This is a genomic window from Pedobacter ginsengiterrae (assembly GCF_039537385.1).
Classification (GTDB): domain Bacteria; phylum Bacteroidota; class Bacteroidia; order Sphingobacteriales; family Sphingobacteriaceae; genus Pedobacter; species Pedobacter ginsengiterrae.
On record NZ_BAABAK010000009.1, the window covers coordinates 200823 to 222539 of the forward strand.

12 protein-coding genes are annotated in these 21717 nt (G+C 34.5%); all 12 read left to right on the forward strand.

What is annotated here, in order from left to right; all coding sequences use genetic code 11:
- The first annotated feature begins 239 nt into the window (after window positions 1–239).
- The 12 genes from ABD692_RS08715 to ABD692_RS08770 all read left to right on the forward strand — a co-directional run bounded on the left by ABD692_RS08715 (window position 240) and on the right by ABD692_RS08770 (window position 21682).
- Complete coding sequence (locus ABD692_RS08715; RefSeq protein WP_344766287.1) at window positions 240–1583, forward strand: efflux RND transporter periplasmic adaptor subunit; 1344 nt, start codon at window positions 240–242, stop codon at window positions 1581–1583.
- A 1-nt stretch (window position 1584) separates the two neighbouring features.
- Window positions 1585–1977 (forward strand): hypothetical protein, encoded by a 393-nt coding sequence (locus tag ABD692_RS08720; RefSeq protein WP_344766289.1) that lies wholly within the window; start codon window positions 1585–1587, stop codon window positions 1975–1977.
- An 8-nt stretch (window positions 1978–1985) separates the two neighbouring features.
- Complete coding sequence (locus tag ABD692_RS08725; RefSeq protein ID WP_316756954.1) at window positions 1986–2684, forward strand: ABC transporter ATP-binding protein; 699 nt, start codon at window positions 1986–1988, stop codon at window positions 2682–2684.
- Window positions 2685–2879: 195 nt separating this feature from the next.
- Complete coding sequence (locus ABD692_RS08730) at window positions 2880–5249, forward strand: ABC transporter permease (RefSeq protein ID WP_344766292.1); 2370 nt, start codon at window positions 2880–2882, stop codon at window positions 5247–5249.
- A gap of 71 nt (window positions 5250–5320) precedes the next feature.
- A complete protein-coding gene (locus ABD692_RS08735; protein ID WP_344766294.1) occupies window positions 5321–7681 on the forward strand; it encodes an ABC transporter permease in 2361 nt (786 codons plus the stop codon).
- Between the two features lie 76 nt (window positions 7682–7757).
- Window positions 7758–10133, forward strand: a complete 2376-nt coding sequence (locus tag ABD692_RS08740; protein WP_344766296.1) for an ABC transporter permease — start codon at window positions 7758–7760, stop codon at window positions 10131–10133.
- 78 nt (window positions 10134–10211) lie between these two features.
- Window positions 10212–12590 carry an ABC transporter permease gene (locus ABD692_RS08745; protein ID WP_344766298.1) on the forward strand — a complete coding sequence of 793 codons (2379 nt, stop codon included), beginning with the start codon at window positions 10212–10214 and terminating at the stop codon, window positions 12588–12590.
- A gap of 76 nt (window positions 12591–12666) precedes the next feature.
- Window positions 12667–15066, forward strand: coding sequence for an ABC transporter permease (locus ABD692_RS08750; protein WP_344766300.1), 2400 nt, complete (start codon window positions 12667–12669; stop codon window positions 15064–15066).
- A gap of 68 nt (window positions 15067–15134) precedes the next feature.
- Window positions 15135–17528 carry an ABC transporter permease gene (locus tag ABD692_RS08755; RefSeq protein ID WP_344766302.1) on the forward strand — a complete coding sequence of 798 codons (2394 nt, stop codon included), beginning with the start codon at window positions 15135–15137 and terminating at the stop codon, window positions 17526–17528.
- A 74-nt stretch (window positions 17529–17602) separates the two neighbouring features.
- Window positions 17603–18295 carry an ABC transporter ATP-binding protein gene (locus ABD692_RS08760; protein WP_344766304.1) on the forward strand — a complete coding sequence of 231 codons (693 nt, stop codon included), beginning with the start codon at window positions 17603–17605 and terminating at the stop codon, window positions 18293–18295.
- 28 nt (window positions 18296–18323) lie between these two features.
- Window positions 18324–20693 (forward strand): ABC transporter permease, encoded by a 2370-nt coding sequence (locus ABD692_RS08765; protein ID WP_344766306.1) that lies wholly within the window; start codon window positions 18324–18326, stop codon window positions 20691–20693.
- Window positions 20694–20884: 191 nt separating this feature from the next.
- Complete coding sequence (locus ABD692_RS08770) at window positions 20885–21682, forward strand: helical backbone metal receptor (protein ID WP_344766308.1); 798 nt, start codon at window positions 20885–20887, stop codon at window positions 21680–21682.
- The last annotated feature ends 35 nt before the right edge of the window (window positions 21683–21717 follow it).

Sequence of the window (21717 nt, forward strand, 5' to 3'; positions counted from 1 at the left end):
AATGCCTCACCCTATTAAAGGTAAAAGTATTTGTTCTTTTGTGCTCTCCCTCTACTTGAAGAGAGGGAAATTTCGATTAGGTGGTTTGAACCAATTCGACAACTTATACTTTGCTTTTTTCTGCTCTTCGCTCCCTCTCTTCAAGGAGAGGGGATAATTGGGGTGAGGTTCTTTCTCCAAAAATAACTAAACTGTCCGCTCTCGCACATAAACTGTTCGATAATGAACATTAAAAAATTATGAAAACTTTTAAGTATCTGATAGTTAGTATCTTAATTGTGTTTTGGGCTTTTGGCACAAGCTTGGATATTAAGCAAACCAAACAGTACAACCGAACAATGGATAAGAAAATAGACAAGAAAAGATTTAGCACTAAAACCTTGATTATAATAGGTGGAGCAATTGCTTTCGTAGCAGTTGTAATTTATGGCTATACTCTATCATTAAAGAAAACATATAGTGCTGATGCCGATAAATTAACCATTAGTAAAGTAGAGTATGGCGATTTCGAAGATGTTGTTTTGTTAAATGCCAGTGTTGTTCCTTTAACATCTGTTATCGTAAGTTCATCGGAAGGTGGCACAGTTGCAGAAATTTTTACCGAAAATGGCGCCTCAGTGGTTAAAGGAACTCCTTTACTTAGAATTGCAAATTCGAATGCAATGCTGGGCTACACTTCACAGCAAACTGCTGCTACAGAGCAAATTAATCAGTTACGCAAATCAAGATTAGATTTAGAGCAAAATCAAAGAATTTTAAATCAAGATGTTTTGGATGTGGAAAATAACTTACGTACCGCAACCCGTCAATATCGATTAGATAGTAGCTTGTATCTTAAAAAAGTAATAACGCTACAGGAATTTAATAAGTCCAGTCAGGATTACGAATATTATCAGGGTAAGCTGAAAATCGTTCGTCAGGCAATAAATCAAGAAAATCAGAGTAGAAAAATGCAGCTGGCGCAAATCGATCAATCGATGGGGCAAATGAACGAAAGTTTAGAAATGATCCGTAAAAACATCGAAAATATGACGATAAAAGCGCCTGTTTCTGGAAAGCTTTCTTCTTACGATCCTGTAACTGGTAAATCATACAATTCAAACGAAATGATAGGAAAAATTGATGTTTTGCAAGGTTATAAGTTGCAGGCCGGTGTTGATGAATATTATATAAATAGAGTTAAAGAAGGACAGACTGCTACTTGCGAATTCAATGGTAAAACCTACGATTTAACAGTTAGCAAAGTAATTCCCGAGGTTACAGCTGGTCAATTTCAGGTAGAAATGGTTTTCAAAATACCAGCACCAGAAGGTTTGCGTCGTGGCCTATCGTTACAAACAAAGTTAACTTTATCTGATAACAGCAAATCGTTGCTCCTTGCACAAGGTCAGTTTTTCCAAAGTACAGGTGGTTCGTGGGTGTTTGTGGTAAACAATGGTAAAGCAATTAAGAAAAACGTTAAAATCGGAAGAAAAAATTACTTGTATTACGAAATATTAGAAGGTTTGGCCAAAGGCGATGAAGTTATCACCTCATCTTACGATCAGTTTAATCAGTTTGACCAGGTACAGATAAATAAATAAAATGAAAAAAACCTTCTGTACAATTTCTCTTATTTGTTTGATATTCTTTGCAAATGGGCAAGGAATCTTCAAGAGAGAAGCAAACTGGAAAGACAGTAAAAACGGAATAGCCTACGAAATGAATATTTGGTGCAAATCGGCAAAAGACGCCAAGCAAACTAAAGCATTAGCGATATTTAAAATGCAGGGTAATACAGATCTATTAGATAATATTGATCTGGTGCAGGGAGAAGAATTGAAATTTAATATTTCATTAAAATCAACAAATACAGAAATACAGCTTGAACCAGGTGTATATACTTTTAAACTTTACCATAAAACACTCGGTGAAAAAGAGTTTGAAATCAAATTGGAAAAGGGACAAAAAGTAAATATGCAGCTGACCGTAAAATAACTTCAACAATGATAAAGATCGAAAAATTAGAAAAAGTTTACAAAACTGAAGAAGTAGAAACTACTGCACTTAATGGAATTAACTTTCATGTAAAAGAAGGTGAATTTGTTTCCATAATGGGGCCATCTGGTTGTGGAAAATCAACTTTGTTAAACGTAATGGGTTTGTTAGATAAACCTGAAAGCGGTAGCTATAAGTTTATTGATACCGAATTGTTAACCTTAAACGACAGAGAACGTTCTAATTTCCGTAAAAGAAATATGGGTTTCGTTTTTCAGAATTTCAACTTAATTGATGAGTTAACTGTATTCGAAAACATCGAATTGCCATTGATTTATAATAAGGTTCCAGCTGGAGAACGCAAAAAACTGGTTAATGAAATCATCGAAAGGATGAACATCGTAAACCGTAGCGGTCACTTTCCACAGCAGCTTTCTGGCGGTCAGCAGCAACGTGTGGCCGTGGCAAGGGCTTTGGTTACCAAACCAAAGTTGGTTTTAGCCGATGAACCTACAGGTAACTTGGATAGTTCTCATGGTAACGAAGTTATGGAATTGCTTTGCGAGTTAAACGAAACTGGAACTACAATCGTAATGGTAACACACTCAAGTCACGACGCAAGTTTTTCAAACAGAATCATCAACCTCAAAGATGGTCATGTGATTTCTGAAAAGATAAATAAAAGCAGAAACGAGGAATTGATATAAAAGATTTAGAGCTGAAAGCTCAAAGACCAAAGTTCAAAAACTTTGATCGAGTAAAATTTAGTTTTAGTTTAATGATAGCCAATCGAATCTTCCTGGATAGGGAGATTCGGATAAGGCGCTTTTTAAAGGTAAAAGCTTAGAGGTTTAAGGCGTAAGGCCGACGCTCTAAACCTTATACCTTAAACCCTACACCCTATGTTCAAATTAAATTTAAAAATCGCATTGCGAAACCTTTGGAAAAATAAAGGATTTTCTCTTATCAATATAGGAGGACTTGCCATTGGTTTGGCTAGTTGCATGATTTTGCTTTTATATGTAGCCTACGAATGGAGCTATGATAAGCAATTTAAAAACAATGAAAAAACTTATGTAGTTTATCAAAGCGTTGTTGCTAATGGCAAAACATTTAGCTGGTCGTGGACACCCAATGTGATGGCTCGTGATTTACAAGAGAAATTTCCAGGTGTTAAATATGCTTCGCATTCAACCTATCCAAGGCTAAATTTAATCACTGTCGGAGAAAATAAAATCGGGAGTAAAATTGTGTTTGCCGATCAAAATTTTCTTAAAATATTAGATTATAAATTTATCAAAGGAAACCCCTCAAAGGTTTTAAAAGATATTAATACCGTTATCCTCACTAAATCTTTCGCAGAAAAATTATTTGGTAATGAAGATCCAATTAATAAAACCATAAAGTTAGAAAATCAAGATGTTTTAATAGTGGAAGCCGTAATGGATGATGCGCCAGCCAATAGCAGTATCCAGTTCGATTGTATAATGCCATGGGAATTATTTGTTAAAAGAGAAAACTGGGCAAAGGAAGACAATTGGGGAAATAACATGTGTCTTACCCTGGTGCAATTAAAAGATAATAGCGATTTTACTAAGGCAAACAACGATATAAAAGGAATTTATAAAAGGCATAATAAAGAAATTACAGCAGATGCTATGCTTCATCCTTTAACTAAATGGCATTTGTACGGCGATTTCGAAAATGGAAAGTCGATCGGTGGTAAAATAGACCAGCTTAAAATATTTTTATTGCTAGCCTTTTGCATACTACTAATCGCTTGTGTAAACTTCATGAATTTATCAACCGCACGTTCTGAGCGTAGGGCTAAAGAAGTTGGTGTGCGTAAAGCAATTGGTTCAACACGTAAATCTTTAGTGAGCCAATTTTTCCTAGAGTCGATGCTGATTACATTTATTGCTACTGTCTTAGCCTTTATCTTGGTTGAAGTGAGTTTGCCATATTTCAATAATCTGCTAAATATTAAGCTCATTATCAATTATAATAACAGTGCTTTTTGGCTCCTTCTTTTCGGCCTGATGATTTTTACGGGTTTCGTTGCTGGAAGTTATCCTGCATTATATCTTTCATCTTTTGAGCCAATTAAAGTATTAAAAGGCTTCAAGATTAAAACAGATTCGTCGGTTTCGGTAAGGAAGATTTTGGTAGTAGGGCAATTCGTTTTTGCTGCTTGTTTAATTATTTGCACGGTAGTTATCTATCAGCAACTTAATTATATCAAAAACAAACCTATTGGATATAACCAATCAAATTTACTTCAAATTGCAGTTGATGGAAAATTACGAGATCAGAACAAATTAGAACTTCTTAAAACTCAGTTATTAAAATCGGGCGCTGTAACTAATGTAACTTTTTTTAGTTCAGATTTTACCGAGGGTGGAAATAATACTACAAATATCGAATGGGAAGGCAAAAATCCAAATGAGCTAGTTTCCTTTAATCACAGAGGAATTGGTTATGATTTTGCCGAAACTATCGGTACAGAAATAATCAGTGGGAGAGAGTTTTCTCCTAAATTTTTAAACGATACGAATAGTGTAATGCTAAATGAATCGGCAGTAAAAATGATGGGTTTGAAAAATCCAATAGGTGCCGTAATTGATTTTTGGGGTAATAAATTAACGAATGTTGGCGTGGTTAAAGATTTTGTTGTAGAAAGTGCTTATCAAAAAGTAGCACCTATGATTTTTTATCTAAATACTAAAGATAATGCAAGTATGATTATCGCTCGCTTAAGTCCAAATCAAAATATCAGTTCATCATTAGCCAAAATAGATGAGCTGGTAAATCAAATGGAGCCCAACTATCCTGTTAACAGAAAGTTTGTAAATGAATCTTTCGAAGTGAAATTTCAAGATGAAAAACTTTTAGGAACGCTGTCAAACTGGTTTGGTGGTTTTGCTATTTTCATTTCTTGTTTAGGTTTATTAGGTTTAGCTCTTTTCATGGCCGAGCAACGCAAAAAAGAAATCAGTATCCGTAAAGTTTTAGGGGCCAGCACAGCAAATATCCTTACGCTTTTAAATAAAGATTTTATAAAACTGGTGGCTATAGCAAATATTATTGCCTTTCCATTGGCTTATGTCATCATTAATAAATGGCTTTCTGCATTCGAGTATCGCGTTTCAATTTCGGCCTGGCCATTTGTTGTCGCGGCTGGCATTTCTGTAATTATTGCCGTGCTAACTGTAAGCATACAATCGGTAAAAGTTGCGAAGGCTAACCCTGTTGATGCACTTAAATATGAATAAAGAATGGTTGTAAGTTTTACGTTTTAAGTTTAAAACGTACGACTTAAAACTTACTACTTAATACTCGAAATATGTTCAAACTTAACTTAAAAATCGCTTTGCGAAACCTTTGGAGAAATAAAGGATTTACCCTGATTAATTTGGGTGGATTGGCTATTGGTTTAGCCAGCTGCATGGTTTTACTTTTATATGTTGCTTATGAATATGGTTACGATAAGCAATTTACTGATTACGATAAAACGTACGTAATGTACAATAACCAGAAAACAGCAAAAGAAACATTTAGTTTTATGGCTTTTCCCGGAAAGTTACAGGATGATATAAAAGCGAAAGTTCCTGGTGTTGCTAAAGTTAGTCGACTATCTTATCCAGAATTGCAGTTGCTTACCTACAATCAGAATAATTTTAAGGCAAGTGCGAGCTTTGCCGATCCCGATTTCCTGAAAATGTTTGATTACAAGGTTTTGAAAGGAAATCCTTCTACGTTTCTTAAAAATCCTGATGGTGTAATCTTATCTGAAACCCTTGCTAAAAATCTTTTTGGCAGCGAAGATCCAATAAATAAAGTGGTTAAGTTAGATAATAATCAAAGCTTAAAAGTAGAAGGTGTTATTGAAGACAGACCAAAAAACAGCACCTTAGAAATAGATTATCTCCTTTCGTGGAATTTATATGAAAAATTAAATCCATGGATAAAAGATAGTGGCTGGGGAAACAATTTTTGTATGATATTTCTTCAACTTCAGGATAATTCATTTTTTGATAAGGTTAATAATCAGCTTCATGGGATGATTAAAGCCCATGATAAAGACGCTAATGGCGAACCGTTTATACATCCACTTTCTAAATGGCATCTGTACGAAAAATTCGAAAACGGAAAAAATGTTGGCGGTAGAATAGATCAGTTAAGAATATTTTTCTTGCTTGCATTTTGCATACTTCTAATTGCTTGTGTAAACTTTATGAATCTTTCTACTGCAAAATCAGAGAAAAGATCGAGAGAAGTAGGCGTGCGTAAGGCGATAGGTTCTTCAAGAAAAAATCTTATAGGCCAATTTATGTTCGAATCTATTTTGCTTACTACATTAAGTATGTTAGTTGCTTTTGTTTTAATTGAGGTGAGTTTGCCTTATTTTAATAATTTGTTGGGCATAACGCTTCAAATAGATTACAAAGAATGGCAGTTTTGGTCTGTTTTTTTAGGACTTACCTTACTAACGGGTATTGTTGCAGGCAGTTATCCCGCATTTTATCTTTCGTCATTTGATCCGGTAAAAGTATTAAAGGGTTTTAAATTGGGTGGTGGTTCTTCGCTTTCAATTCGTAAATTTTTAGTTGTGTTCCAGTTTGTATTTGCAGCTTGTTTAATCGTTTGTACTGCAGTTATTTATCAGCAACTTAATTTTATTAAAAACAAACCTATTGGTTACGATAGAGCAAATTTAATTCAAATCCCGATTACTGGAGAACTAGCTGCAAAAGGAAAGAGAGAAGTGCTCAAAAATGAACTATTGAAATCGGGTGCAGTTACAAGCGTAACCGAATATAGTAACTCTTTAACCGCTGGAGGTAATAATACTTATGGAGTTAACTGGCCTGGTAAAGATCCAGCAGATAAAATTCTGGTAAACTTTAGGTTCACAGATCTTGATTTAGCAAAAACTACTGGAATGGAGATTTTGGATGGGCGTGATTTTTCAAAAGATTTTGTTGATACAAGCAATGTATTGGTAAACGAGGCGCTGGTTAAAGTTATGGGAATGAAAAATCCAGTAGGTAAGTTAATTGATTGGGATCAGCCACTTCGCATTATCGGGGTAATGAAAGATTATGTAATGGAGTCGGCTTATCAAAAACCTCAGCCGCTTCTAATTGCTCAAAATCCGAGTAGAGCAACCTTTTTAATTTTAAGATTAAACGATAAGCAAAATATTAGCTCATCGGTAAATATGATAACAAGTGAAGTTAAAAAGTTGAATCCAGCTTACCCTGCAGATATAAGGTTTGTTAGTGATAATTTTGAGAAAAAATTTAAAAGTGAAAAACTTTTAGGAACACTTTCAAACTGGTTTGGCGGCTTTGCAATCTTCATTTCTTGTTTAGGATTATTAGGCTTAGCGCTTTTTATGGCCGAACAACGTAAAAAAGAAATCAGTATTCGTAAAGTTTTAGGAGCCAGTACAGGTAATATCCTCACCCTATTGAATAAAGATTTTATCAAACTAGTAGCTATTGCAAATTTAATAGCATTTCCTGTAGCCTATATTATTATTAATAAGTGGCTTTCTGGTTACGAATATCGGATATCAATTTCGGCCATTCCATTTTTAGTAGCCATTACCTTATCTGTTTTAATAGCCGTGTTAACGGTCAGCATACAATCGATAAAAGTGGCAAAAGCTAACCCTGTTGATGCTTTGAAATATGAATAGAATCGAGTTAGCAGTTGCGGGTTACCAGTTGAAAGTCTGGGCTCGTAACAGGTAACACATAACCAATAACCCAAATATGTTCAGACTTAACTTAAAAATCGCGTTGCGAAATCTGTGGAGAAACAGAGGTATAACATCAATCAATGTTGGTGGTTTAGCCATTGCTTTGGCTGCTTTTATTTTAGTTGTAATGTATTTTACTTACGAAACCAGTTTCGATAAATCCAATCCGAATTACAATAGTATTTATGTAGTAGGGAGAATATATCCTGATTTTAAAACGAATTATACGTCTCCACCTTTTGCAAAAGCCATTAAGCAAAACTTTCCTGAGGTTGTGCGGGCTGGCATTACCAAAAATGGAACTTTTGAGTTGGCTTTAAAAAACAAGGGTAAAACAACGTTTATTAAAAACTTTATGTATTCGGATTACGAGGCGGCTGCAATGCTCAATCTTAATCCGAGTACAGGTTTGCAAAAACCAAATGGAGAAAGTGAGTTCTTTTTTTATATAAATAAAGAAGGTATGACAGTGCTTTTTCCAAATAAAAAAGATGAAAAACCAGAAATGGTAAGCATGGGAAGTAGTACTTCTGGTCAAACAGGAATGATAACTGGCTCGATTGTAAATGATTCGCATTCAAATATAACTTTTGATGCCTTATCTGTAGCAAGCGAATTGGGTAAAGGTGAAAATTATGGTTATAATAACTATAACACATACATTCAGGTTAAACCAGGAACTGATGTTGTAAATCTGGAGCAAAAAATAACAGACCTTTACAGAAAAGAGTTATTAAAAGGCGAAACCGACCAGAAAACAATTGAAGAAATAAAAAGTATTTCCACATTTCTAGATCCGCTTTCAAACTTACATTTAAGACCTAAAGCTGGTAATGATGCACCATATAAAATTTTATTAGCCCTTTCCGTATTAGGAATTTTGATTCTGGTTATAGCATGTATCAATTTTACAAATCTGAGCATTGCACAAGCGACAAAAAGAGCAAAAGAAGTTGGCGTTAAAAAAGTGATGGGTGCATATCGTTTTCAGCTGACTACACAATTTCTTGCAGAGATATTTATACAATGCTTTGTAGCTACGATTCTTGCCCTAATTTTGGCTGAACTGGCTTTGCCGTATTTCAATAATCTTTTCCAGATCAATCTATCCATCTGGACAATTGAAAATAATCTGTTTTGGCAGTTGCCACTCGTTTTATGTTTGATAACCATAATCGCTGGTACCTATCCATCTTTGGTTTTATCGGGATTTAAGCCCGCTTTGGTGCTTAAAGGTAATTTCTCTACCAGCAAACAAAGTTCATGGTTAAGAAACGGATTATTGGTTTTTCAGTTTAGCATTGCCGTAATTTTTATTATTGGTTTGCTGATAATCAATTCTCAATTGAAATATATGCGCACTCAAGATTTGGGCTTTACAGCAAATCAGGTGGTTTACATTAAAAATATTACCTACTTCAATAAACCTGATAAATTTGCTCCAATTAGGGATAAGATTTTAAAAATCGATGGAATAAAAGCTGCAACTGTGGCAACCGATGTTCCAGATGGTGCAGAAAATGGTTCAAATGGTTACACTTTTGAGGGGGTGCAAGCCAGTATTGATTTTGTTGATGTAGATTTTGATTACTTCGAAACGCTGGATATTAAGCTGAAACAAGGTCGCTTTTTCTCATCATCATTCAGTACCGATACCGTAAATTCTGCAGTAATTAATGAAAGTGCAGTGGCCAAATATGGAATGAAAAATCCAGTTGGGAAAACAATTAAAGGCTGTAATACCGATTACAAAATTGTAGGTGTAATTAAAGATTTTAAGGCACAGGGATTTGAAAGCCTTGTTCAGCCGACTATTTATTCAATCAAAAATCCTTGTGGAAATCCGAAACTACAGATCATGCTGAAGATTGAGGAAAACAAAATGGCTTCGGCTTTGGCCGCTTTAAAATCCCAATGGCCTCAAATAAATCCTAAAGATGGAGAAGATTTCAGGTACGAATTTTTAGATGAGCTTTACGGAAAACTCTTCAAAAAACAAGAACAACTACAATCGGTATTTTTTGCCGCCGCATTGCTTACCATTTTCATCGCCATATTAGGTTTGTTTGCCTTTGCAAAATACATTACAAATGGTAGAATAAAAGAGATAGCCGTTCGTAAAATTTTAGGTGCAAGCGATGTTCAAATCTTCAAACTAATTAATCGTTCGTTCTTAATCATGGTTCTTTTAGCCAATGTTATATCCTGGCCAGTTGCCTACATCCTTACCAAAAAATGGCTTGAAACCTTTGCTTACCGAATCGATTTACCAGTGCTGCCATTTGTAATGAGCGCTACAATAACCATTTTATTAACCATCATTACCGTGAGCATTCAGGCTAAAAAAGCTGTTAAAGCTAATCCTGTTGATGCTTTGAAATACGAATAATAGTTGGTAATAAGTTATACGTTTTAAGTTATAGGTTTAAAACGTACAACTTAAAACTTACCACGTAAAACTCAAAATATGTTCAGATTAAATTTAAAAATCGCTTTGCGAAACCTTTGGAAGAATAAAACTTCTTCTTTCATTAATGTAATTGGTTTGGCTATTGGTCTTGCAGCTTGTTTAATGCTGTTGCTGTATGTTTCTTACGAATGGAATTTCGATAAACAGGCTAAAAATTCAGCAAATGTTTTTGTAGCGATGACCAACGTACCTGGCGAAGGAAATAAAATTGCTGCAACATTTAATGGCACTACAACAGCTCTCGCGCCACTATTGAAACAGAATTTGCCTGAGGTGAAATATGTCGCCCGAATGGATTATGGCAAAAAAAGCTTAATTGCCAACGGAGAAAACAGCTATAAAAAAGATTCGAAATTTGCAGAACCTGATATTCTTAAAATGTACGATTATAAGTTCATTTCGGGCAATGCAGAAACAGCGCTTCAAAATCCACTTTCCGTTATTTTAACAGAAAGTACAGCAAAAACGTTGTTCGGCACAACCGATGTTTTAAATAAATCTGTACGTTATCAGGATCAGGAAAACCTAACAATAACTGGCGTAATAAAAGATTTGCCAGAAAATAGTTCTAATCGTTTTGATTTTTTAATGCCATGGTCGTTTTACGAAATTGTTGATGGTAGTGCTAAAGATTTGAATTGGAATAATTATAGTTTCGTAACCATGGTATCTCTAAATCCAGATGCAAATATTGATTTGGTAAATCGTAAAATTGAGGCTTTAGTAAAAGCAAATACACCACAGAATTCACAATCACAGCCACATTTTTTATATCAAGCCAACAAACTGCATTTATTTGGGAAGTTTGAAAATGGTAAACCTGCTGGTGGCGATATTGAACAAATCTATCTTTTTGTAGGTTTAGCATTTGGGATTTTATTGATTGCCTGCATCAATTTTATGAATATGGCCACCGCCAAATCAGAGAAAAGAGCAAAGGAAGTTGGTATCAAAAAAACCATTGGTGCAAATCGTATTTCGCTAATTCTCCAGTTTTTAACCGAATCCATGGTGCTAACCTTAGTTGCCGTTATACTTGCAATTGCACTATTAGAACTTTCGTTGCCTGCATTTAATGCGCTCCTAAATATCAATTTAGGCATTTCCTACTTCAATGCGGCAAGTTGGGTTGGTATTTTAGGCATCGTGTTAGCCACAGGATTAATTGCGGGCAGTTATCCAGCTTTTTATTTATCAGCCTTTAATCCAATTCAAACTTTAAAAAGAAAAATTACTTCAAAAGGATTTTTAAATATCAGCTTAAGGCAAGTGTTAGTGATCGGGCAATTTTGCTTTGCCATCATCCTCATTATCTCAACTTTGGTTATCTATCGCCAAATTCAATACATAAAAAATAAACCCGTTGGTTTTGATGTAAATACTTTAGTCGAAATCCCTCAGGATGGGGAATTAAAAAACAAATTCGATTTATTTAAAACGCAAATACTAAAATCTGGCGCTGTTACTTCTATGTATCAATCGTCAGTTAGTCTTTCTCATCGTGGTCGAAATTTTATGGATATTAAGTGGGATGGAATGACTAAACCCGAAAATACAGTGATGTTTAATCAGGTTGCTACATCATATGATTTTATTAAAACCAATGGCATAAAATTACTGCAGGGAAGAGATTTTTCGAAGAGCTTCGCTTCAGATACCAGTGCTGTTATAGTAAGCGCATCGGCGGTTAAAGTATTTGGCTACAAAAATCCAATCGGTAAAAAAGTAACGCTTTTTGGTACAAACGCACATATTGTTGGTGTGTTTGATGATTACGTGTGGGATTCGCCTTATAAATCTAACAATCCACAAGTTGTTTTTATAAATTTAAGACAAACTGGCACCATTACCATGCGCCTCAATAGTGCAAATAGCTTACAAAGTAATATCGAAACAATCGGTAAAATTACCAAGGCAATTAATCCTGCATACCCCATCGAAGTTACTTTCGTAAACTCATTATATCAGGAGAAATATAAAGCTGAGAAAACCTTAGGTATTCTTTCTAATCTCTTCGGCGGACTGGCAATTTTCGTTTCGTGTTTGGGTTTATTTGGCTTGGTTGCTTACAGTGCCGAACAACGAACTAAAGAATTTGGCGTACGCAAAGTGCTTGGTGCCTCTGTTGTAAATTTGATGCAATTATTATCCCTTTCTTTTATAAAGATGATTATAGTGGCAATTGTAATCGCAGTTCCTATTAGTTATTTGGCTATGGGTAAATGGCTGAATAATTTTGAATATCATACCGAATTCAGCTGGTGGATTATGCCACTCGCTGCCCTCGGAACTTTAATCATCGCATTAATTACGGTAAGTTTTCAGGCTTACAAAACCGCAAAGGCAAACCCTGTTGATGCACTTAAATATGAATAGAATCGAGTTACCAGTTGCGAGTTACCAGTTGAAAGTATGGGCTCGTAACAGGTAACACATAACCAATAACCCAAATATGTTCAAATTAAACTTAAAAATCGCCTGGCGAAACCTTTGGAAAAACAAGGGCTATACATTCATCAATATCCTCGGCTTATCTATCGGGATGGCGAGCTGTATTTTGATTTTCATCTTTATTCGTTATCAAATGAGTTTTGATGAAGGATTTAAGAATGAAGATAGAATTTATCGATTAACAACCAATTGGACCACTTCCGATGGATTTGAGGAATCGCAAGGGGTACCGCAACCCGCGCCTGCAGCGTTAAGAAATGATTTCAAAAACCAAATAGAAAAAGTCGCCGCCATTCGTCAAGACGGTGGAATAATAAAGGTTAAAGATGCTGCTGGAAAAGACCGCATAAAAAGTTTGGAAGATGTTTTTTATGCTGAGCCAGAATTTTTTCAAATTATGAATTTCGAATGGTTACAAGGTAATCCTCTTCAATCATTAAGCCAGCCAAACACGGTTGTTTTATCAAAAGATATGGCCACTAAACTTTTTGGAAATTGGAACATTGCACTTGGTAAAACCATCAATTTTCAAAACAGAGAAGATTTTACCGTTACTGGTATTTTGCAGGACATACCCGAAAACACCTCTTTTCCCTTAAACATAATTGTTTCTTATCAAACCTTTAAAAATTACAACGGCCCTAATTTTAAAGAATGGGGATCTACATCATCAAACGATGAATGTTATTTCATGTTGAAAAAAGGTGTTTCAATTGAAGAAGTGGCTAGCATACTGCCTAAATTCTCTGAAAAATATTTCCATAAAGATTTAGCGTTTAAAGAACAAAATGGCTTTCAGGCTTTAAGCGATATTCATTACAACGAAAATCTTGGCAACTTTGCGAATAAGACAATGCCAAAAAAAGAACTTTATGGTTTGGCAATCATAGGCGCTTTCTTACTGCTAACGGCTTGTATCAACTTTATTAATTTGGCAACTGCGCAAGCGGTAAGTAGGAGTAAAGAAGTTGGCGTACGTAAAGTAATGGGCAGTTTAAGGAAACAATTAATTGTTCAATTTCTAACCGAAACATTAACCATAAGTGTATTTGCATTACTTTTTGCCTGTGTTTTAACCGAAGTTGCATTGCCTGGTATGAAAAGCCTGTTTCATGACGACATTTCTTTCAGCATCATCAGTAATCCAAGTATTCTTGTTTTTATGGTTGGTTTGGTGCTTGTGGTAAGTTTCTTAGCTGGGTTTTACCCTGCAATGGTTATGTCGGGATTTAGTCCTTCTTTAGCCATTAAAAATAAAATTACGGCAAATGCAGGCGGCTTAAGCTTGCGCAAAATTCTGGTTGTGGTTCAGTTTTCAATCACAGTAATTTTAATAATTGGTACGCTGGTGGTGTTAAAACAAATGAACTATATGCGAGAAAAACCATTAGGGTTTAATCCATCAGCAATAGCATTGGTAAGTGTTCGAAACGATAGTTTAAGCGTAATGAAATACCAGATTTTGCAAGAAAGAATTTCCAAAATTCCTGGGGTGTTATTTACAAGTTTTTGTCGAAATCCACCGTCATCATCTAATAATAATGAAAGCAATTTCAGATATAATGGAACAGAAAAGGCAAGTTTCCAGGCAAATACAAAACTTGCCGACGAAAATTATTTTAAAACATTTAGTTTAACTTTTGCAGCTGGCAAAGGATTTTCTAAAAGTGATACCCTTAAAGAAATAGTGGTAAATGAAACCCTGTTAAGAAAACTTAATGTGGTCGATTTTAATGAGGCGCTAGGTAAGAAAATGACCATTTGGGGTAAAACTGGGACAATAGTTGGTGTAGTGAAAGATTTTAATAATTTAAGTTTGCACGAACCAATTTCACCAATAGTGATTACTTCTATTAAAGAAAATTATAAAAACCTGGCAGTTAAAATGGACAGCAAACAAATACTGTCGATCATGCCGCAAATTGAGAAAATCTGGAACGAAACCTACCCGGAAAATTTTTACTCCTCATCATTTGTTGATGATGATATTAGCAAATACTACGAAACAGAACGTGTAATGGGCGTATTGTTTAAGGTTTTTGCAGGCGTAATTATTTTTATTTCCTTCATCGGATTATTTGGACTGATATCATTTGTAGCAACGCAAAGAACCCGAGAAGTAGCCATTAGAAAAGTATTAGGTGCAACTACTTTAGAGTTGGTTAAAATGCTAAATGGTTCATTTTTACTGATGGTTTTCATTGCGAATTTAGTAGCCTGGCCGCTAGCTTATTTATTCGTGTCAAAATGGTTATCAACTTTTACCTATCGGATAGATTTGAGTATTTGGCCATTCGCTTTAGCTATGGTAATCTCAATGCTGATTACTTTAATTACCGTAAGCTTCCGCTCTTTTAAAGCAGCAAAGGCAAATACAATTGATGCACTTAAATATGAATAAAAGCTGAAAAACTAAAGCTGAAAGCGAAAACCCGTCTTGATACTTGATACTAAATACTCGATACTAAAATGTTCAAATTAAACTTAAAAATCGCCTGGCGAAACCTTTGGAAAAACAAGGGTTATACGCTAATCAATATTATAGGTTTATCTATTGGTATGGCGAGCTGTATTCTGATTTTCATCTTTATCCGTTATCAAATGAGTTTTGATGAAGGTTTTAAAAATGAAGATAGAATTTTTAGAGTAGTAACAGACTGGAAATACAATGCATACGATGATTTTTCGGCGGGTGTTCCAATTCCTTTTACAGCTTCAGCTAGAAACGAAATTGCTGGTTTTGAAAAGGTAGGTAGTATTATAAAGCGTGGTGGAATATTGCATATTAAAGGGGCTAACGGCGCAGATAAGATTAAAACCCAAGAACCTGTTTATTATGCAGAACCAGATTTTTTTGAAGTTTTCAGCAATATTCAATGGCTTAGCGGTAAGCCCAAACAAGCACTTTCTGAACCAAATACAATCGTTCTTTCCAAAGCTTATGCTATTAGGTTTTTTGGAAATATAGAAAACGCCCTAGGTAAAATCATTATCCTGGGGACAAATACAAATTTAAAAGTAACTGGGGTTATTCAAGATATTCCTCAGAATAGCAGTTTTCCGTTACGACTTGTTATAAGTTATCAAACATATCCAGGGCGTTTTAACAATAATTGGGATTCGGTAAACTCAAGCTCATCAAGCTTTGTGCTTTTAAAAGAAGGGTTAAAAGCTTCAGACCTGGGCCAGTCGATGGATAATTTTAATAAAAAATACTATCCAATTGAAAAGATTGCAGGTAACCAAGTCAATCGATTACAAGCATTGAAAGACATTCATTTTAATGAGAAGTATGATAATTTTGCAAATGCATCAATTAACAAGAGCGAAATTTATGGACTGACTATTATCGGTTTGTTCTTAATTCTAACAGCCTGTATTAATTTCATCAATTTAAGTACAGCACAATCTATAACCCGATCAAAAGAAGTAGGTGTTCGAAAAGTGATGGGTGGAAAGCGCAAGCAATTATTGGCTCAGTTTTTAACCGAAACTTTTATCGTAAGTTTATTTGCACTTTTAATTGCTTGCATTATAACAGAATTGGCTATACCACTAATGCAAAATCTTTTTAAAGGTGCTATAGAGTTTAGCTTATTTGGCCATGGTATAATTTTCGTATTTATGGTTTTGTTGGTCCTGCTTGTGGGGCTTTTGGCGGGTTTTTATCCCGCATTAATTATATCTCGCTTCAATCCAGTTCTGGCTATAAAAAATAAAGTAGCCTTGAGTGGCAATGGTCTGAGTCTTCGCAAAATATTGGTGGTTTTTCAGTTTTCAATAACCGTAATTCTGATCATTGGTACTTTTGTAATCATCAGGCAAATGGAATATATCCAGCAGAAATCTTTAGGTTTCAAATATGAAGCGGTTACAATGCTGGGTATTCCGGGCGACAGTACCAGTAAAACAAAATATAATATCTTTAAAGAAAGAGTACTTCAAGTTGCTGGCGTTAAGGGATTTAGTTATTGTCAAACCGCTCCCTTATCAAGCGACATAAACTCAAGCGATTTTACCTACAATGGCGTGAAAAATAAAGATTTTGAATTGCGAAATATGCGTGCTGATGAAAACTACTTTAAGCTTTTTGATTTAAAATTTATAGCTGGAAAAGTGTTCCAAAAAAGTGATACGGCAAATGCTTGTGTAGTTAACGAAACTTTTTTGAAAAAAATAGGCGTGTCTAATCCACAAGATGCTATCGGGAAAATAATTATTGCGAGCGGAAATACAGTACCTATTGTTGGTGTTGTAGAAGATTTTAACGATCAGTCGCTAAAAGAAAGTATTTCAGGAATTGCAATTTTTCCTGGAAAAGCAGATTACTGGAGCGCAGCCGTAAAAATGGAAGGAAAGCAAATTAAATCGGCTATGCCTGAAATCGAAAAGATCTGGAATAGCACCTTTCCAAATGGCGTTTTCAGTTCGGGTTTTGTTAACGAAAGGATTAAGAATTATTATGAGAACGAGCAGATTATGGGCGTATTGTTTAAGGTTTTTGCAGGCGTAATTATTTTTATTTCCTTCATCGGATTATTTGGATTGATCTCATTTGTAGCAACGCAAAGAACCCGAGAAGTAGCCATTAGAAAAGTATTGGGCGCATCTACCTTCGAGTTGGTTAAAATGCTCAATGGCTCGTTTTTGTTAATGGTTTTTATAGCAAATTTAATAGCCTGGCCATTGGCTTACTTGTTCGTGTCTAAATGGTTAAACAGCTTTGCTTACCGAATAGATTTGGGCATTTGGCCATTCGCTTTAGCAATGGTAATCTCAATGCTGATTACTTTAATTACCGTAAGCTTCCGTTCTTTTAAAGCAGCAAAGGCAAATACAATTGATGCACTTAAATATGAATAAGTAATAAGTTATACGTTTTAAGTTGTACGTTTTTAATACATATAACTTAAAACTTACCACGTAAAAATCAAAAAATGATAGAACTAAAAAGCATAGAAAAATACTATTCGAGCAAAGGCATTAAACATTATGTTCTGCGTCATGTAACTACAACCATAAAACAAGGCGAATTTGTTTCTATAATGGGACCATCAGGAGCAGGAAAATCTACGCTTTTAAATATTTTAGGGATGCTCGAAGAGCCAACTTATGGCGATTATGAGTTTATGGGCGAAAATGTAACCAGTTTAAATGAACGTAAACGTATCGAGCTTTATCGTAATCATATTGGTTTCGTTTTCCAGGCTTATCACTTAATTGATGAGATGACGGTTTACGAAAACATTGAAGCGCCATTGCTTTATAAGAAGGTTGGTAGTTCCGAACGAGCAAGCAGAATTGCTAATTTGTTAGATCGGTTTAACATCGTTGCAAAAAAAGACTTATTCCCTAATCAACTTTCAGGCGGCCAACAACAATTAGTCGGTATTGCCAGAGCATTGGCGGCGCAACCATCAATTATTTTAGCCGATGAGCCAACTGGTAATCTTCAATCGGCACAGGCAGAAGAAATTATGCAGCTTTTTCAGAAATTAAATAAAGAAGATGGTATTACTATAATCCAGGTTACACATTCTGAGAAAAATGCAGAATATGGTAGCCGAATTTTAAATATTGCAGATGGCGTTGTTAAAGATGACATCAGAGTTGAAAATGTTTTAAAATAAATTAGACTAGCATTTAAAATCATTCAAAATGTTCAGGTTAAACTTAAAAATCGCAATAAGAAATCTCTATAAAAATAAGGTTTATACTTTTATTAATATTGGAGGATTAGCTATTGGTTTAGCGTCATGTTTATTACTGATACTATACGCTCAATACGAGTGGAACTACGATAAACAATATAAGAATTCCAAAAATCTATATCAGGCGATGATTAATTTTAAAGATGGGAACGGAAATATCACCAGAACAATTGATTTGACACAAAATGTTATGCTCGAATCGCTAAAAGGCGATTTCTCTGAAGTTTTGGACGGCTCGAGGGTAACTAATTTGTACAAAAGATTAATCTCAACAAAAGAAAATAGTTTAAAACTAAATAATCGATATGTTGATGCTGATTTTTTAAAGCTTTTCAATTTTAAATTCATCAGTGGAAATTCAATTAATGCGCTTAACGAGCCTAACTCTATCATTTTAACCGAAAGTTCGGCAAGGAAAATATTTGGCAAAACAGACGTTGTTAACCAAAACATCCGTTTCGAAAATCAAGCTGAATTAAAAGTGACAGGCGTAATAAAAGACCTGCCAACTAATATTACTTACGGCTTCGAAACTTTGACAACGTTTAAACTATATGAAAATTTAAACGTTTGGCCAAAAAAACCTAACTGGGGGAACCATGATTATTATACTTTACTTAAACTGGGAGATCATACAGATATTAATGCTTTTAATTTAAAATTAAAGGGCTATGTAGGTAAACATTATCCAAATGCTAAAGAAGAAGTATTTATTTATCCTTTAACAAAATTGCATTTATACGGAGAATTTGCTAACGGTAAAAGTAATGGTGGCAATATAAAACAAGTTCAATTGCTTGTTGGGTTATCTCTTGGAATTTTGCTGATAGCTTGCATTAATTTTATGAATTTAGCCACCGCAAGCACTCAGAGCAGGGGAAAAGAAATCGGTGTAAAGAAAACAATGGGTGCAACACGAACCGATTTAATTTTTCAGTTCATGATTGAATCTTTTATGCTAACATTTATTAGCATTTTGGTAAGCATTATTCTTTTAGAATTTGCCCTTCCAAAATTTAATCAATTATTGGATATTGAAATCGTATTTAACTATTTAAGTCCAGCGAACTGGATTTTAATTTGTGGTGTATTTATCGCAACGGGAATCATTTCTGGAAGTTATCCTTCTTTTTACCGTTCGGGTTTTAACGCAATTAAGGCGCTTAAAAAAACCTTAAATTTTACGAATGGTTATTCGCTAACATTTAGGCAGATTTTAGTAATTATTCAATTTAGCTTTTCGATTATACTTATTGTTGCAACAATTACGATCTACAAGCAGATTCAGTTTATAAATAATAAGCCAATCGGATACCAATCCAACGGTTTAATAGAAATTCCGCATGAAGGAATGCTTTATCAAAAATTCAATTTGTTAAAAAGTAAACTACTCTCCAGTAATGCAGCTATTTCGGTGGCACAATCATCAGGAAGTTTATCGAGCAAAAATAGTACAACAAGAGGCTTGATTTGGGATGGTATGAACGAAAGTGATAAGCTTATCGATTTCGATCAGATTTTTACAACATACGATTTTCTGAAAACTTCGAATATCAAACTACTTTATGGGAGAGATTTTAGCGAGAAATTCGCTTCTGATACTTCAGCCATATTACTAAGTAAAACTGCACTTAAGCTAATGAGATTAAATAATCCCGTTGGAAAAACCATTTCTTATCAAGGCGATAAGCGAAATGTTATTGGCATTTTCGAGGATATTATTTGGGATAATCCAAGTAAAATTGTGCCTCCAATGGTTATCGCATTTGCCGATATAAGTGATGTAATAACGATCCGCTTAAATCCAAAAGAAAGCTTAACTAAAAGCGTTCAAACGATTAGCGATGTTATAAAAGAAATTAATCCAAATTTCCCTGTAGAGATAAAATTTATTGATAGCCTGAATGAAGATAAATTGAAAAAAGAGAGAATTTTAAGTACACTGGCAAATCTTTTCGGCGGATTGGCAATTTTTATATCATGTTTGGGTTTATTTGGTTTATCATCATTTAGCACCACGCAAAGAATGAAAGAAGTTAGTATTCGGAAAATTTTAGGCGCATCTGTTAATGAATTAATGATTTTGCTTTCGAAAAGTTTTATTAAACTAATATTACTTGCCATAATTATTGCCTTACCAATAGCTTATTTTATCATGGATAAATGGCTGCAAAAATTTGAACTTAGAACAAGTGTAGATTATACAATATTTATATTATCTGCAATATTTATAATAGCCATCGCGGTTATAACCATAAGTTTACAAACATATCGTGTAGCAAAGATAAAGGCTGTTGATACTTTAAAGTACGAGTAAAACATTGTTTTTTAGTTTTTTGGATGTTTTGTTTTTTAGTTTTTTGGTAAAAAAAAATGCCACTTTGATTAAACCATTAAATAGAAAGATTTTCAAATCTAACCAACTAACCAACTAACCAACTAACCAACTAACCAACTAACCAACTAACCAACTAACCAACTAACCAACTAACCAACTATCTTTGTAAAATGCAAAAATCTTTTACAGATGGAATGGGGCAGGAGGTAACCGTTAACTTTCCGCCCAAAAGAATTGTTTCAATTGTACCTTCTCAAACAGAACTGCTTTTCGACTTAGGGCTGGATAAAGAAATTATCGGTTTAACAAAGTTTTGTATCCACCCGATAGAAAAATTTGCTGAGCGGACTAAGGTTGGAGGAACAAAAAAACTTAACATCGATTTAATTAAAGATTTAAAACCCGATTTAATTATCGGTAATAAAGAAGAAAATACGCAAAGCGATATAGAAGAATTGTCTCAGTTTTTTCCAGTTTGGATGAGCGATATTTTCACCTTGGATGATGCCATGAAGGCCATTAGCGACATAGGAGAGTTAGTCGATCGGTCGCCAGAAGCTGCTTACTTAAATCATCTAATTTCTGCTGGTTTTAACGATTTAAAAACACTTGCACTTCAAAATAGGATCGATAAAAAGGCAGCCTATCTAATTTGGCGAAAACCTTATATGGCTGCTGGTAAAAATACTTTTATTAACGATGTCTTAGTATCCAATGGAATAACGAATGTAATTGATGCAGAACGTTATCCAGAAATTACGCTAAAAAAGCTCGAAGCACTAAATCCTCACCTCATATTATTATCCTCAGAACCTTATCCTTTCAAAGAAAAACATATTGAAGAAATTCAGGAAGCTTTACCCGAAGCTAAAATTATGCTTGTAGATGGCGAAATGTTTAGTTGGTATGGAAGTCGATTGGTAAAAGCTGTTCAATATTTTTTCGAGTTTCAGAAAGAACTTTATTAGGCCTCATTCGTTTTGATTTTGTAAATTGTACATAC

Coding starts and splice junctions, on each gene's coding strand:
- ABD692_RS08715 (WP_344766287.1), top strand. CDS start 240: ATGAAAACTTTTAAGTATCTGATAGTTAGTATCTTAATTGTGTTTTGG.
- ABD692_RS08720 (WP_344766289.1), top strand. CDS start 1,585: ATGAAAAAAACCTTCTGTACAATTTCTCTTATTTGTTTGATATTCTTT.
- ABD692_RS08725 (WP_316756954.1), top strand. CDS start 1,986: ATGATAAAGATCGAAAAATTAGAAAAAGTTTACAAAACTGAAGAAGTA.
- ABD692_RS08730 (WP_344766292.1), top strand. CDS start 2,880: ATGTTCAAATTAAATTTAAAAATCGCATTGCGAAACCTTTGGAAAAAT.
- ABD692_RS08735 (WP_344766294.1), top strand. CDS start 5,321: ATGTTCAAACTTAACTTAAAAATCGCTTTGCGAAACCTTTGGAGAAAT.
- ABD692_RS08740 (WP_344766296.1), top strand. CDS start 7,758: ATGTTCAGACTTAACTTAAAAATCGCGTTGCGAAATCTGTGGAGAAAC.
- ABD692_RS08745 (WP_344766298.1), top strand. CDS start 10,212: ATGTTCAGATTAAATTTAAAAATCGCTTTGCGAAACCTTTGGAAGAAT.
- ABD692_RS08750 (WP_344766300.1), top strand. CDS start 12,667: ATGTTCAAATTAAACTTAAAAATCGCCTGGCGAAACCTTTGGAAAAAC.
- ABD692_RS08755 (WP_344766302.1), top strand. CDS start 15,135: ATGTTCAAATTAAACTTAAAAATCGCCTGGCGAAACCTTTGGAAAAAC.
- ABD692_RS08760 (WP_344766304.1), top strand. CDS start 17,603: ATGATAGAACTAAAAAGCATAGAAAAATACTATTCGAGCAAAGGCATT.
- ABD692_RS08765 (WP_344766306.1), top strand. CDS start 18,324: ATGTTCAGGTTAAACTTAAAAATCGCAATAAGAAATCTCTATAAAAAT.
- ABD692_RS08770 (WP_344766308.1), top strand. CDS start 20,885: ATGCAAAAATCTTTTACAGATGGAATGGGGCAGGAGGTAACCGTTAAC.